This window comes from Aeromonas sp. EERV15 (genome assembly GCF_900079845.1).
In the GTDB taxonomy this organism is placed as follows: Bacteria; Pseudomonadota; Gammaproteobacteria; order Enterobacterales; family Aeromonadaceae; genus Aeromonas; species Aeromonas sobria.
The window spans coordinates 277,736-292,773 of sequence record NZ_FKKY02000002.1 but is presented as its reverse complement, the minus strand read 5'-3'; the positions used below and the strand labels follow the sequence as shown (position 1 = coordinate 292,773).

The window sequence follows — 15,038 nt, the reverse complement described above, 5'->3', positions numbered from 1 at the left end:
GCCAAGCGGCCGCCAAAATAGAGACAACATTACCTCTGTGGCATCCGGTAGCGCACCTGCAACTGATCGAGGATCTGCAGCTGGCCCGGCAGGCGAGCGGCGAAGTGATCCCAGCCCTTGTGGGCAGGATCGCTCCAGGCCACCTCGGCCGTGGCCAGCATGCGCGGGAACAACATGTAGTCGAGACGATCACGAGAGGTGATCAATTCTGACCACAAGGGGCTCAACACCCCGAGGATGTTATCGTTGGCATGGAAATCGGCTGGCGCAGGATCGCACGCATAGACCTGCTCCAGATTGAGGGTCCCCGCCCAGTAGAGGCCGGGTTCATGAATGTCCTGGCTCCAGGCCAGATCCAGATAGAGGGACTGGGCGGGCGCCATCACCACCGGATAACCGGCCGCGGCAGCGTCCAGTCCCGCCTGGAAGCTGGTCCAGGCACAGACGGCGGCGTTGCGGCTCACCTTGTCGCCATGCAGGATCTCCTCCCAGCCGATCATCCGCTTGCCCTTGTCGGCCAGATAACGCTGGCAGTGGCGCAGCAGATGACCCTGCAGCTCGCGGCAGTCGGAGTAACCCTGTTCGGCCATCAGCTGCTGGCAGGCGGGGCTGTCGGTCCAGACCCCGGTCGGCACCTCGTCACCCCCCATGTGGATCTGCGGGCCGGGGAAGAGCTCGCACACCTCCTCCAGCACCGCCTCCAGAAAGCGGTAGGTGCCGGGCAGGGCGGGGTTGAGCACGTTGTCATCGAAATGCTGGACCGAGAGGTAGCGGGAGTGATCCGCCGCCTCCACCAGCAGCTCGGGCAGCGCCTTGATGGCGGCGTGGCAGTGGCCCGGAATGTCGATCTCGGGAATGACGGTGATGCCGAGCTCACCGGCATAGCTCACCAGCTCCTTTACCTCGCTCTGGGTGTAGTAGCCGCCATAGGGTTCGGCGCCGCCGCTAAGCTGGGGGGCAATCGCCAGATCGTGGCCGCGCCAGGCGCCCACGTCGGTCAGCGCCGGGAAGGCCTTGATCTCGATCCGCCACCCCTCGTCATCGGTCAGGTGCCAGTGGAAGCGGTTGAACTTGTAGAGGCTCATCAGTTTGAGCAGGCGCTTGATGGTTGCAGGGGTGTGGAAGTGGCGGGCGCAGTCGAGAAAAATGCCGCGAAAGCCAAAGCGCGGGGCATCCTCCAGCGTGACGCAGGGCAGGCTCTCCCCATGTTGCAGATACCACTGGGCCAGAGTCACCAGCCCGTGGCGCCAGCCCGCTTCGTCAGCGGCGGCAATCACCACCTCCTGCGGCGTGATGGTGAGCTGGTAGGCTTCGGGGGCCAGTTTGGCCTCGGTCAGCCGGATTTCGGCGTCATGATCCTGCTCCAGCGCCAGTGACGTCAGCTCGTTGAAGTGGGCCAGCAGTCGCGGCACATCGTGAGGAGCGCTGACATGGGCCCGCTCGGCCAGCCGGAAGTTCCCCTCCAGCAGTACCAGATGGGCCGGTTGCGGCACTATGCCGTAGAGAGGTTCGTCGCACTGGGGGTCTACCTCGGGCAGGTCCGGTTTGTGGCTGACCGGATTATCCAGTGCGAGATCCTGCGCCGCCAGCGTCACCGGCAGCAGCTGGGCGCCGGTGGTGGCCTCCGGCAGGCTGAGGAAGAACCCCTGCGGCATGTCGGAGAGCTTCTTGATGGGGGTCTGGCGGCAGCAAAAGCGCAGATCGCAGCTGCCAGCGTTCGGGACAATCACCTTGTAGCTGCCGCTCTGGCGCTCCAGCTCGCCCCCTTGCAAGGAGTCGGGGTCGATATGGCGGGCCAGACAGAAGTGCAGCTTCCACCGGGTGCCCGGCAAGCTGGACAAGGTGAAGGTGAACCAGACATCCTCGCCGTCACGTCGGGCGACCTGGGTGTGGATCAGGGGTGTAGACATGGAAAATCCTCTGATTGGGCAAACAGGATGGCACCATCGAGCGCATCTGCCTGGGGGGGGATCAGGTTGAGCTGGCCGAGACGGGGAGCGAGGCGGGTGCCAATTCCCCCCAGCAGGGCGATTTGTCTGGCACCGAGCTGGGTCATCCCCTCCAGCAGGATCCGCAGTTGTTCGCAGGTTTCGTCCAGCAGCTGGTTGGCGAGCTCGTCACCATCACTGGCGGCATCGAACACCCAGGGGGCAAAGTGGCCATAGTCCGCCGGAATGGCGCGGGCGGCCCAGCGCACCACTTCCGTTTGATCCCGCTTGAAGCGATCAAGCAGCCGCACCGCCAGGGTGCTGGGGGGCAGAATGCCGTCGTGGCAGAGCAGGGATTGCTGAATGGCGCGCAGCCCCAGCCAGGCGCCGCTACCTATGTCTGAAATAGGGAAGCCGCGGCCGGAGCAGGTGCGGATCTGCCCCTCCTGATAGACCAGCCCCGCCGAACCGGTACCGGCGATCAGAATGGCTCCTTCACGGCCACCAAAGGCGCCGAGGCAGGCACCGAAGGCATCGGAGGTGAGCTTGACGCTGGCAAAGGGGAAGGGCATGGCGAGCATGGCGTGGTAGCAGTCGGCCAGCTCGGCGGAGGCGAGCGCCAGCCCGACCCCCATCTGTTGTTCGCACTCTATTCCGAGCCCGGCAGTGATCCGGGCGCTGGCGATGGCGGCCAGCACATTGGCGTGGGCATGGGCAATACCCAGCTCCAGATTGGAGCCTGCCGAGCGCCCCTCGCCGAGCAGCTTGCCCGCCCGATCCCGAATGCGGGCGCGGGTGTGGGTGCCCCCGCCATCGACCCCGACCCAGAACTCAATCATGGCGACCTCCCTGCTCATTTCGGTCACTCAGGGCACTTTGCCAGCTGATGGCCAGAGCAAACCAGGCTGCGTGGGGGATCCACTGCTCGCCCCAGCGCCAGTTCTGATCCAGCCGATCCTTGTACTCCTGCGGGATAAAGGCCACCTCATTTTCGTCATCAAACCCTGAGGTGATGCCGTTGCAGATGCCCCCCTGCGCATTGGGATAACCGGCGGTATAGGCGGGGTTGTTGATGCCGTGGCCCGCCAGCATGCAGGCGTTGAACGGGTTTTGCCCGAGGATCCAGTCGAGCTGGCGCTGGCCATAAGTGTTCAGCGGCTGGCTCTGGCGGGGGAAGTGGTGAGCGGCGGCAAAGGCCATGGTCGCCAGCGACGCGAGGCGGGCGTTCTCCCCCTGCCACCAGTATCCGGATTCGTTGTTATGGGGGATAAAGAAGCTGACGCGCGGCGCTTCATCGACCCCTTTGACATATTGGCGGGCGAGGGAGAAGGGGTTGCCTGCGCGGGCGCACAGCGCCAGCTCGGCGGCCAGCGCCTGCTCCACCACGGTTTGTACCCGGGCCTTGTGCTCCTGATCCGGCTCCACGTCTAAATATTCCAGCAGCGCCAGCACCGGCAGACCCGCCTCGGCGGCATGGTAGTAGGGGCGCGAGCCATCTTCGTTGGCCGACCAGTAGTGACCCAGCTCCGGATGAATGCGCTGGCGGGCGCAGAGCTTGCTGGCGCGGGCTCTCGCCTCGACCAGCCACTCGGCGCCGAAGGTGCGGGTCAGCTCCACCGCCGCCAACAGGGTGCAGTAGTCGTCGATGATGTTCTCGCATCCGTCATCCAGATAGGTGAGGTTATGCTCACGCAGGTGCTGGTAGCCGCGTTTGGCCGCTTCGGCGTAGCGGCTGGCATCGAAGTCGCCGCTGACGCTCTCGCGGGCGGCGCGGGCCAGCGCGGCGATGGCCATGCCGCCCCCTTGGCGGAAACCGGCCTGCCAGTTGGCAGACTTGATCCCCTGCTGGGTGGCATAGGCGCACAGCTCGCGTTGGGCGGGGTCCTTGCTCCACTTGTCGAACAGGGTCATGAAGAAGAAGCCCGACTCATCCTGCATCCGGCAGAGGAAATCGGCGCCATGCAGCGCCTCGTCATTGAGCCGTTTGCAGAGGTTCACCCCGTCGATATCGCGGCGCGGAGCCAGCAGTTCCCGGCATTTGAGCAGGGCCCACACCACCATGGGGGTCTGCTGGGGATTGAGGTAGTTGGCGTAGGAGAGGTGGCTCAGGTATTTGCTCATGTCGCCGCTGGCATCGAACCAGCCGCCGCGTACATCTTTGTGCTGATCGGTGCCAAACAGGCGGGCGCTGCGGTCGGCCCGATCGAAGGTGCCGCTGGCGCGCTGGCCCTTGAAGTAGTGAATGACGTCGGAGAGGCAGCGACTGGCCAGCAGATCCTGGCCGATGGCGAAGCTGGTAGATCGGACAATGCGCTGCTCCGTAGCGGCTGCGCCTATGGGGGCTGTGATCGCCTCCAGCCGATAGTGGCCGGGCTCCTTGAAGGCGGAGAAGTCGGCGCGCCAATAAGCGCGCCCCTGCCAGCCGGGGACGCTGCCAGCCGCTTGCAGTGGGGTTTCAAACAGGATCTGGCCATCATCCTGGCGCAGCAGCCTGACATAGCCGCCGAGATCATGGGCGTGGGAAGTTTGCAGCAGGGCGACCTTGTGCCCGTCGCACTCGTAGCCCACTTGATTGATCAAGAGTTCCATCAAGGTATTACTCCTGTGGTTCACCGGCGAACGGTGAGGCACATAACGGGGCTGTGGCTACCCCGTATCGAGGCATGGCCGGACAGGGCTGTCCGGCCGGTATAAGGCTCACCATCACTCGTAGAGGTAGCAGCGCACGAAGTGGTTGTCGGCAAGCTTGGTGATAGCAGGCTGCGTCTCCTTGCAGCGGGGCATCGCCTGATTGCAGCGCCCGGCAAACGGGCAGCCGCAGGACTCCGGCGTCCAGAGCGGGATCTCCCCCCTGCGGCCACCCTCCAGCTCGGCATGGATGCTCTTCTCGGGATCGGGCACCGCCGAGATGAGCAGCTGGGTGTAGGGATGCTGCGGATGGTGCAGGATCTCGTCCACCTCGCCCCACTCCACCATGTGCCCCACATACATCACCGCCAGATCTTCCGCCACATAGCGGGCGGTGGCGATGTCGTGGGTGATGTAGAGCATGGAGACCCCCAGCTCGTTCTTCATCTGCTCCATCAGGTTGAGGATGCCGATGCGAATGGAGACGTCGAGCATGGAGGTGGGCTCGTCCGCCAGCACCACTTCCGCCTCCACCGCCAGATTGCGGGCGATGTTGACCCGCTGGCGCTGGCCGCCAGAGAGCTGGTGCGGATATTTGGCCGCAGTCGCCTTGGCGGGGGTCAACCCCACCTTCTCCAGCAGGGTGTAAACCATCTCCGGCAGATCTTTTTTATCGATCACCTTGCTGTGCAGCAGCAGGGGACGGGCGATGTGGTGATAGATGGTATGGGTCGGGTTGAGCGAACCGAACGGATCTTGCCACACCATCTGCACGCTCTGGCGATAGTCCAGCAGGGCGGTGCCCTTGTTGAACTCCTCCAGATCGTGGCCGCGATAGAGAATGCGCCCGGCACTGAGTTTGTACATCTTGGCGATGATCTTGGCGATGGTGCTCTTGCCGGAGCCCGACTCCCCGACCACCGCCAGGGCGCGGCCCCGGTGCAGGTTGAAGGTGATGTCGGACAGTGCCCGCATCTTGCCACTCTTGATGGCATTGGAGTTGATGGGGAAGTCCTTGTAGAGGTGCTGGACTTCGATGATGGGTGCATCGGTTTTGGCGATTTGCATGACAGACATCCTTAACAGCCAGCGGCCTTGTCCAGATAGATCACGGAATCTTGTTGCAGCCCCTGCTCTTCATAGAGGTGGCAGGCGGTCTGTTGGCCGGGGCGGATCTCGGCCAATTGGGTGTACTCCTGACGGCAGCGATCGTGCACCTTGTTGCAGCGGGCTTGAAAGCGGCAGCCGACCGGCACCTCCAGCAGATTGAGCGGGGTGCCGGGGATCCCTTCCAGCACGGTTTTCGGGCCGTGCAGGGGCGGGAAGGAGTTGCCGAGCCCTTTGGTATAGGGGTGTAGCGGCGCGGTCAGGATCGCCTTGGAGGGGGCCACCTCAATCAGTTCACCCGCATACATGATGCCGATGCGATCGCAGAACTCCACCATCAAGGAGAGGTCGTGGGTGATGAACAGAATGGAGAAGTTGAACTTCTCTTTCAGGGCATAGACCTTCTGCAGGATCTCCCGCTGCACCACCACATCCAGCGCCGTGGTCGGCTCGTCCATGATCAAGAGCTCTGGGTTGAGCGCCATGGCGATGGCGATCACCAGCCGCTGGCGCATGCCGCCGGAGAACTGGTGTGGGTAATCCTTGAGCCGGCTCGGATGGATGTCGACGATGGTCAACAACTCCTGAGCGCGTTTAATGGCCTCGTAGCGGGTCATGCCGGGGTTGTGGGCCAACAGCACGTCGCAGAACTGCTCCTCCATCCGCAGCACCGGGTTCAAGGCGTTCATGGCGGACTGGAACACCACCGACACCTGTTGCCAGCGGTAGGAGCGCAGCCGCTCCTCGTTGTAGTGGAGGATGTTCTCCCCCTTGAACAGGATCTCGCCACCGCTGATGTAAGCGGGCGGCTTGTGCAGCCGGGCCACCGAGAAGGCGACGGTGGATTTGCCACAGCCCGACTCACCGGCGAGACCGAAGATCTCACCCTGTCTGATATCGAAGCTCACCGAGTTGACGGCGCGCACGTCGCCATTTTCGGTGATGTAGTCGACGCAAAGATTGCGTACTGACAGCAGGGGATGCTTGTTCATGCTGTCTTCTCCTGTGCGGCAGAGAGTGGTGTTGCGACCGGAGCGGCCAGTTTCTTCCAGCGGTTGAGCCCTTTGTGGGAGCGCAGCTGCGGGTTGGCGATCTCGTCGATGGCAAAGTTGAGCAGGGCGAGGCCAGCCCCCAGGGTGGCGATGGCGAAGCAGGGGGCCAGGATCTCCCACCAGGCGCCGATCAGGATGGCACTGGAGGTCTGGGCGTTGTAGAGCATGATGCCCCAGCTCACTACGGTCGGGTCGCCAAGACCAAGGAATTCCAGGGTCGCTTCGGTGACGATGGCGTAAATGATCGAGCCGATAAAGCTGACCCCGATGATGGAGATGAGGTTAGGCAGGATCTCCACCAGAATGATGCGCCAGGCCGGTTCGCCCAGCACTTCGGCGGCGATGACGAACTCTTTTTCCCGCAGGGCCAGGGTCTGGGCACGGATGACCCGCGCGCCATAGGCCCACGAGGTCAACCCTATTATCACGGCAATCACCGTCGGTGACGCCTCCCCGATAAAGCTCGCCAGCACCAGTAGCAAGGGGAGGTTGGGGATCACCAGCACCACGTTCATCAAAAAGGTGAGGCACTCATCGATCATGCCGCCGAAGTAACCGGCAGTGATGCCAATCGCCACCGCCAGGGTGCAGACCAGGATACCGGCACTGAAGCCAACCAGCAGCGAGACCCGTGCGCCGTTGGTGAACTGGGCCCAGATATCGTGGCCCATGCGGGTGGATCCCATCACGAACTCGGTACTGGGCGGCTGGTGCGGGCGAGCCACCCGTTTGGTAGGCTCGTTGCTGGCCAGAATGGGGGCAAAGAGGGCCATCAACACGAAGGCTACTACTATGGCGAGGCCACAGGCGGCTTTGCGGTTACCCAACAAGATTTTCAGAATAGTCGGCATACGCATCTTATTTGCCTCCTGAACGCAGACGGGGATCCAGGAAGACGTAGAGCACGTCGGCCAGGAAGTTAAAGGTGAGCATGGTGATGGTCATGATGAGCAGCTGCCCCTGAATCAGCGGGTAGTCGCGCGCCAGAATGCCCTGATAGAGGGTCAGTCCCAGCCCCGGGTAGTTGAAAATCACCTCGGTGATGAGGGAGCCACCGATGACGAAACCGAGCGCCATGGAGAGCGCTGTGACGCTGGGCAGAATGGCGTTACGGGCGCCGTAGTTGAAGATCACCCGGTTGCTGGAGAGCCCCTTGGCCTTGGCCATGGTGATGTAATCCTCACCGAGCAGGTTGATCATGTTGTTGCGCATGGTGATGAGGAAGCCCCCCACCTGCACGATGGCCAGGGTCAGCACCGGCATGATGGCGTGGGTCATGATGCTCTTGATGTGCTCCCAGCCCCAGTCAGCCGGGATTTCCGGGCTGTAGGCGTAGCCGATGGGCAGCCACTCCAGGCTGACCCCGAACAGGAACAGGGCGAGCAGGGAGACCACCACCGGCGGAATGGCCTGCATCACCAGAGTGAGCGGGGAGAGAATGCTGTCCATCCGGCCACCGCGATACCAGGCGGCGAAGATGCCGACGATGGAACCGATGGAGAAGCTCAGAATGGTGGAGGTGCCGACCAGAAACAGGGTCCAGCCAATGGCACGGCCCAGCACGTCAGAGACCTGCTGCGGGTAGAAACGCACCGAGGTGCCGAGATCCCAGGTGAAGACGCTCTTCACATAGGTGAGAAATTGGGTGCCGATGGGGCCGTCAACAAAACCGAAGGTGGCTTTGAGGGCTTCCAGGGCGGCGGGTTCCATCATGGCGCCAGCGCGGGCAAACATCACGGAGACAGGATCCCCAGGCATGGCTCGGGGTAATAGGAAGTTGATGGTGGCGGCTACCAGAAAGGCAACCAGGTAGAAGGAAAAGCGTCTCAGTATGAATCCCATGATAGTACCTTTTACTGCAAGCCTGCCCCGCGTCGGGTATAGCTACCCCAACCCCGGCAGAGCCGGGCAAGAAGGGGATTAACGGGGAAGATGGCCCCCCGCAGGGGGCCGGGATTGTTTAGCTGTTTGGCTTGAGGGACAACACGTGCAGCAGACGCTCAGGGGTGTCCGGGTGGAGCTGAGGTTTGGCTACCGGGTTATCAGCACTGAACCAGCCGTTGAAGCGCTTGGTGCTGTACTCATACCAGGTCGGGTTGTTGAAGACCGGAATGATGGTCTGGTTGGCACCAACACGATCCTGGATGGCGAACATGATCTCCTTCTGCTTGGCCGCATCGGCGGTCTGGGTAAAGTCATCGATCAGTTGGTCGAGGGCCGGATCCTTGAAACGGGGCGCGGCGAAGCGGTTGCCACGGTCACCCATGTTGCGGGAGTGGAACGCGGTCTCGAAGTACTTGTGCGGGTTGGCACCGGCAAAGTAGCCCTGCAGCGCCACGTCAAAGTCACCAGTGATCAGGTTCTCGGTCCAGACGGTTGCTTCCGGGGTGGAGGTCTTGGCGTTCAGACCCAGTGCCTGCAGCCCTTCTACGCCGATCTGTACTGTGTTGACCCAGTCAGTCCAGCCGTTCGGAACCAGTACCTTGAACTCGATCTTTTTGCAGCTCGGGGTGTCGAGGAACTTGTCGCCGTCACAATCCTTGTAACCGGCCTCTTTCAGCATGGCCTTGGCGGCTTCCAGATCGAACTTGTTGTACTTGCCGTACTTCTTGTCCACTTCCGGGTTGTTCCAGGAGTCGAAGGCTTTGCCCAGACCTGACGGGTATTCGTTGACGGTGGGGTAGCCGTAGCCCGCGATATCCACCATGGACTGGCGGTCCATCGCCATGGAGAAGGCGCGACGGAAGTTGATGTCGTTGAAGGCTTCGTTGTTGCCCGGGTTCTTGGTCTGGAAGTTGACGTTGAAGGCGACTGTGCCGGAGGCCGGGAACCAGTATTTGTTGTTCTTCGGATCGTTGCCGACATAGAGGCGCTCGATATCCGGTACGAAGGAGCCGAACCAGTCGATGTCACCCTTCATGACCGCTGCCAGCACCTGGTCGTTGGTGGCCATTTGCGGCATGCGCAGGCAGTCGATGGCCAGGTTGGCGTTATCCCAATAATGCGGGTTGCGGCACTGGGTATAGAGCTGGGCGGAGAAGTTGTCCACTTCGGTAAATGGGCCGGTACCGACCGGCTTGTCGTTGGTGAAGGCAACCGGGTCTTTCACCGATTTCCACTGATGCTCCGGCACGATAGGCACCAGCACCAGATCATTCACCACGTTGGTGTTGATCTCGGTCAGGTCGAACTTGACCTTGTTGGGGGCCAGCTTCTCGACGCTCTTAATCTGGGTCCAGATTGAGCGCTCATCCAGCGCCTTGTTGGCCTTGACCAGATTGAAGGAGAAGATGATGTCATCGGCATCAAAGGCTTCGCCGTCGGACCACTTCACGCCATCACGCAGATCGAAGGTGACGGATTTCAGGTCATCGCTGAACGCATAGTTGGTGGCCAGACGATAGACGGGTTTGCCCCCTTGCATATCGTTGAAGATCACCAGCGGTTCATAGATGAAGTGGCGGGTAGTGTGCAGCAGGCCCGCTTGCAGGAAGGGGTTGAAGTTCTTAACCCAGGCGGTCTCTTGTTGCGCGACCATGGTCAGTACGGTTTTGTTGTCTGCGGCCATGACGTTGCTGGCAGCGCCGGCAAGCATCATGGTTCCCAGCATTACAGCGGTAGAGATTTTGGATACTTTGGCAAGCATATGTTTTCCTTTCTTATTTTTTGGCATTCCTGAGGGATTCGCCTTGTTTTGTGTGAGCACCGACGTCGCATGCTGAGGAGGTCGGCCCTCGGTGTTGGTCAGGTGTCTAACCTTTGTCGTTCTGTTTTCCAACGCCCTTAGCAAACCAGACTTAACAGAAAAACAACAACTATTGATTTCGTTGTTTCCGTAAAAATCGACGAGGTTACGTCAAATTCGTCAAAATCCATTTTTATCAGTTTAAAATCATGGGTTTATGTTATTTGCCTTTGCGTAAGAAGTGGCAGCAAAAAAGCGGTAGATGACAAATTTGTGAATTGGATCTGCTCGCTGTTGCAGGGCTTTACGAGGCTTTGTTTTGCGCAAAAAGAAACCGGCTTGCCAATTGTGACCCAGCGCCCGTTTAGGGCACAGGGTCACACCTTGCGATTGGCGAGTTGACGCAGGGTTTGGGCGCTGTGTTGCAGTTGCTGGCGCTGGTGGTCATTGAGCGGGCAGTGACCCAGCACGTACTCGGTGGTGGCCACCACTGTCTTCCAGCGGGGTGATTTTGGCAGGGTATCCAGACTCAGGTATTTATCGAGGGTGCGGGTCTGCGGGCTGGATCTGTCCATATAGACCCGCCACAGCTTGCTCTTCTCCGCCAGCACCAGTTTGCCTTTGCCAGTCCCCTGCTGCCAGGCATCCAGGGTGAGCTGCATGGTCTCTACCAGCGCACGGCGCAGCGGCTCGTCATCCTGCTGGCGAATGAGGTCGTCGGCCAGCGAGCGGAACTCGCCACCAAGGCGGCTCAACTCGCCCAGCAGCTGCTCATCCTCGATGATGGCCTGACGGGAGAGGTTCTTGAGGGCATTTTCCAGCGCCATCACCCGGTTCTCATCCTGACGCAGCTCGGTGGTCAGGGTGAGGGCAAAGGCCGCCTGTCCCCCCAGTGAGATGGGCAGGGCGCGGGCATTGAGCACGTCTTTCTGCCCGGCCACCAGAAACTCCAGATTATGTTCCCGCTCGCTGGTCAGGTTGGGCCACTGCTGTTGCAGCGGAGTGGCCAGCCACTCATCAAGGCGTTGCCCCTCCATGGCTGTCGGCTGCTGGCCCAGCAAGCGCGCCAACACCCGGGAGGCAAACAGCACTGTGCCCTGCTCGTCGATGAAGATCATCGGGTCGGCCCCCTCGCCAAGCAGGGCCAGCAGCCGCTGCTGATCCTGATGCAGCCGATCCTGCAGGGTGAGGCGATGTTCGATCTCCTGTTTCAGCAGCCGGTTTTCCACCAGTGAAGCGCGGCCAGCCTTGGCCTCCAGCAGCGCCTTGACCCGGGCAAACAGCTCCTCCTTGCAGAAGGGTTTGACCAGATAATCGTTGCCACCGGCCCCAAAGCCCTCTTCGATATCCTTGGGCTGGTTGAGGGCGGTGAGCAGCAGCACCGGCAGCATCTCTTTCGGGTGCTGCTGGCGCAGGCGGCGGCAAACATCAAACCCGGAAAGGGTCGGCATCATCACATCGAGCAGAATGAGATCGACCGGCTCCTCGGCCAGTTTGGCAAGTGCATCGTGGCCGTCGCTACTGGGCAGGATGCGGTAACCGCAGGGCTGCAGCAGATGGCGCAGGATGTGCAGGTTGATGGGCTCGTCATCCACCACCAGAATGAGCGGTGCACCTTCGGGGGGAGGGGGCAGATCGTCGCTCTCCCAGTCCGGCAGGATCAGCGGCTGCTGGCGCACCAGTTGATGCTCGATCTGGCGGCTGTCGAGCGTCAGATTGGCGGCTTTGCCGGTGGCCAGCGGCAGGGTAAAGGCGAAGGTGGAGCCGACGCTCGGCTCGCTCTCCACAAACAGTTCGCCTCCCATCAGGTGCACCAGCTGGCGGGTGATGGAGAGGCCAAGGCCAGCCCCTTGCTTGCTCACCTCCGGGCTCATCTGTACCAGCGGTTCGAAGATGTGTTCCAGATAATCCGGGGCGATGCCGATGCCGGTGTCGGTCACCTTGATACGCAGGAAGTTGTTTTCAACGATGGCACTGAGTACCACCTTGCCCTGCGGTGTGTACTTGATGGCGTTGCCCACCAGGTTGTAGAGCACCTGTTCGAGCCGCTGTTCGTCGGCCTGTACCGGCGGCAGTTCGGCTGGGCTGATATCCACCAGGGTGAGGGGTTTGGCCTGTACCAGATGCTGGCAGAGATCCAGCACCAGCCGGATGACCCCTTTGGATGAGACTGGCTGTGGATGGATCTCCAGCTGGCCGTAACGCATCTGGTGGTAGTCGAGCAGATCGTCCACCAGACGGGCCAGACCGTCGGCACTCTTGATGATGAGGCCGAGCTGCTTTTGCTGCCCTTCCGTGAGGCTCTGCTGGCTGGCGAGCATCGACTCGGCCATTCCCTTGATGCCGTGAATGGGGGTGCGCAGCTCGTGGGAGGTGTTGGCCAGCAGTTCATCTTTGAGCTTGTCGGCCTGTTGCAGGCTGAGGTTCTGTTTGTGGGTCAGCTTGACCTGTTGTTGCAACTCCTGGGTCTGCTGCTCGATCAGTTCGATTTTATCCTTCACCGAGCGCTGCATATGGCGAAACGCTTCCGCCAGCCGGTCGATGTCATCGCCGGTACGCTCGATGGCGATGGGGTGATCCAGCGCGCCGTCAGCCACCTGTTCGGCAGCTGCAGTCAGGGAGCGCAGCGGTGCGGTAATGGAGTGGGAGAGCCAGCGGGAGAAGAGGATCAGCAGCAGTACCGAGCCCGCCCCCAGCACGATCACCAGGGTTTCGAGCTGACGGATCGGGGCATAGGCTTCCCGGGTGGAGATCTCGGCGATAAAGGCCCACTCGGTGTCGAACACCTTGACCTGGGTGTAGGCGGCCAGCACCTCGTCATCCTGATAGGACCTGAACAGTCCGACCCCTTGCTCACCCGACAGTGTTTTGGTGATCAGCGGGGTTTGTAATGGCCTGAAATTGGGGTTGAAGCTGTTCTCGACGCTGAACTCCGGCGCCAACCAGGCATCGGCACGCATTCGTTTGTCGGGGCCAATCAAAATGGTCTCGCCGGTTTCTCCCAGTCCTTCCCGCTCCGCCATGATCTGGTTGAGCTTGTCTGGCAGCAGCTCGAAAATCACCACCCCGCGCACATAGTCGTACTGCATCACCGGGGCCGCCATGTAGGCCACTATCTGGCCGGTCAGTTCATTGCGGCCAAAATCGGTGAATTCGAAAATCTGCTGTGGCTTTTGGCCACCATCGAGGCGGCGTTTGATCTTGGCAAAGGTTTGGCCCAAGCCGCTGCCCTGATAGGGGCCGGAGAGCAGATTGGTGGCAAAGTTAGGGTGCTTGGTGACGGAATAGACCACGTCACCATTGAGATCCACCAGAAAGATGTCGCTGTAGTTGGACTTGCGCACCATATCGGCATAGCCGCGATGAAAGCGCTGATGAACCCGGCCATACATTTCATCAGCCAGGATCACGGCACTGATGGAGGGCTCGATCTCCACCTGGGGTTCCGGTTTTTGCAGTTGATCCCAGGAGCCGGGCAGATAGCGGGCCTGGGCGCGGGAGCGGGCTTCCTGTGGTGTGGTGCCGAGTTGTTCGAAGGCGCCGGTGAAACCGTAGAAGCGGCCGATACTGTTGCCGGCAAAATCCTGTTGGGAGAAGTTGATGATCTGCTCTTTGAGGTTGTTGAAATAATCCTCGAGCTGACTCTTCTTGATATTACGGACCGAGACCAGATGGTTGGAGGTCTGGGTGGTGAGGTCCTTGCCGTGGCTGTAGAGGAAGAAGAGGGTGATGACCAGGAATGGCACCATCCCCAACATGAAAAAAGCCAGCATTAGCTGCGGCCTGAGTCCACGAAGCTTGAAGATCCATTTCATCTTGTGATTTTCAATTGAGAATCCGGTTATTAAGCCGTTCAAGTTTCGAACTAAAGCCTAATCATTTCAATGACTTTATCCCAAATTCGCTTGGTTGGTCACAGCTGGGTGAGGAAATTTACAGCAAACCGTTTAAACCCTGAGCAAACAGTTGGCCAGGGGGCTTAAAATGACAAAAAAGGGTTGTGCTGGCGCTCGTGATCCGTATAATTCGCCTCGTTGTCAGGCAACTGGCACGCGGCAATAAAGCGGGAATAGCTCAGTTGGTAGAGCACGACCTTGCCAAGGTCGGGGTCGCGAGTTCGAGTCTCGTTTCCCGCTCCAATTTTCCATCGCACCAACGATGGATATCACTTTCAAGACAATCAGTCTTGTCAGCATGGCGCGTTAGCAAAGCGGTTATGCAGCGGATTGCAAATCCGTTTAGTCCGGTTCGACTCCGGAACGTGCCTCCATGTTGTTCCTCTCCTTGGTAATAAAATCCTTTATCGGTTCCTCGTGGTCAGTATCCTTGCTGAACCAGCAGTTGTTCGCATCCTGCCTGTTTCCACTCCCGCTCTAGATAGTGGCTCACATCTGTCATGTTTTGCCCCCGATATTGAAACTGCACTTCGGTATTGCGTTGGTTGAGATCTGCCATCTGTTGTTTCAGTGCACCGCATTGCCACAGACTGACGGTGGGCACGCCCCGTTCGGCCAGCACGATGGCATCGTCTCTATTGAGTTGCCACTCCTCCAGTTGGGTCCAGCTCAGGGCTGCCATCAGCGCCAGCATTGCTACTTCTGTCAGTTTCATCTGTGTGTCCCTTAACCATGTTTCTCC

At 60.5% G+C, this 15,038-nt stretch carries 10 protein-coding genes and 2 tRNA genes; 2 read left to right on the top strand and 10 right to left on the bottom strand.

From position 1 onward, the window contains the following. Positions 1-29: 29 nt before the first annotated feature. The 9 genes from BN4575_RS03160 to BN4575_RS03120 all read right to left on the bottom strand — a co-directional run bounded on the left by BN4575_RS03160 (position 30) and on the right by BN4575_RS03120 (position 14,215). Positions 30-1,910 (bottom strand): beta-N-acetylhexosaminidase, encoded by a 1,881-nt coding sequence (locus BN4575_RS03160; RefSeq protein WP_068977101.1) that lies wholly within the window; start codon positions 1,908-1,910, stop codon positions 30-32. Further along, a complete protein-coding gene (locus BN4575_RS03155) occupies positions 1,895-2,767 on the bottom strand; it encodes a BadF/BadG/BcrA/BcrD ATPase family protein (RefSeq protein WP_068977100.1) in 873 nt (290 codons plus the stop codon). The genes BN4575_RS03160 and BN4575_RS03155 overlap by 16 nt, the downstream gene beginning before the upstream one ends. Next, on the bottom strand, positions 2,760-4,517 hold the full coding sequence (locus tag BN4575_RS03150; RefSeq protein WP_068977099.1) for a glycoside hydrolase family 9 protein: 1,758 nt from the start codon (positions 4,515-4,517) through the stop codon (positions 2,760-2,762). Before BN4575_RS03150 ends, BN4575_RS03155 begins: the two co-directional genes overlap by 8 nt. A 114-nt stretch (positions 4,518-4,631) precedes the next feature. Continuing rightward, positions 4,632-5,624 (bottom strand): ABC transporter ATP-binding protein, encoded by a 993-nt coding sequence (locus tag BN4575_RS03145; RefSeq protein ID WP_068977098.1) that lies wholly within the window; start codon positions 5,622-5,624, stop codon positions 4,632-4,634. An 11-nt stretch (positions 5,625-5,635) separates the two neighbouring features. Next, the gene (locus BN4575_RS03140; protein WP_042020612.1) at positions 5,636-6,655 is read right to left on the bottom strand and encodes an ABC transporter ATP-binding protein; all 1,020 of its coding nucleotides are present in this window, start codon (positions 6,653-6,655) and stop codon (positions 5,636-5,638) included. Continuing rightward, positions 6,652-7,572, bottom strand: coding sequence for an ABC transporter permease (locus BN4575_RS03135; protein WP_068977097.1), 921 nt, complete (start codon positions 7,570-7,572; stop codon positions 6,652-6,654). The genes BN4575_RS03140 and BN4575_RS03135 overlap by 4 nt, the downstream gene beginning before the upstream one ends. Before the next feature lies 1 nt (position 7,573). Further along, a complete protein-coding gene (locus tag BN4575_RS03130; RefSeq protein ID WP_042020615.1) occupies positions 7,574-8,557 on the bottom strand; it encodes an ABC transporter permease in 984 nt (327 codons plus the stop codon). A gap of 118 nt (positions 8,558-8,675) precedes the next feature. Further along, positions 8,676-10,361 (bottom strand): ABC transporter substrate-binding protein, encoded by a 1,686-nt coding sequence (locus BN4575_RS03125; RefSeq protein ID WP_068977096.1) that lies wholly within the window; start codon positions 10,359-10,361, stop codon positions 8,676-8,678. A gap of 416 nt (positions 10,362-10,777) precedes the next feature. Next, positions 10,778-14,215: a hybrid sensor histidine kinase/response regulator gene (locus tag BN4575_RS03120; protein WP_068977095.1), complete on the bottom strand. Its 3,438-nt coding sequence runs from the start codon at positions 14,213-14,215 to the stop codon at positions 10,778-10,780. Positions 14,216-14,463: 248 nt separating this feature from the next. Between BN4575_RS03120 and BN4575_RS03115 the strand changes: the two genes are divergently transcribed. Continuing rightward, positions 14,464-14,539 (top strand) — tRNA-Gly (locus tag BN4575_RS03115). A gap of 57 nt (positions 14,540-14,596) precedes the next feature. Beyond that, a tRNA-Cys gene (locus BN4575_RS03110) sits at positions 14,597-14,670 on the top strand. Between the two features lie 47 nt (positions 14,671-14,717). On the opposite strand, the gene BN4575_RS03105 is transcribed toward BN4575_RS03110, so the two are convergent. Next, entirely contained in the window at positions 14,718-15,011 is a 294-nt protein-coding gene (locus BN4575_RS03105) for a hypothetical protein (protein WP_042020621.1), read from the bottom strand. Positions 15,012-15,038: the final 27 nt, after the last annotated feature.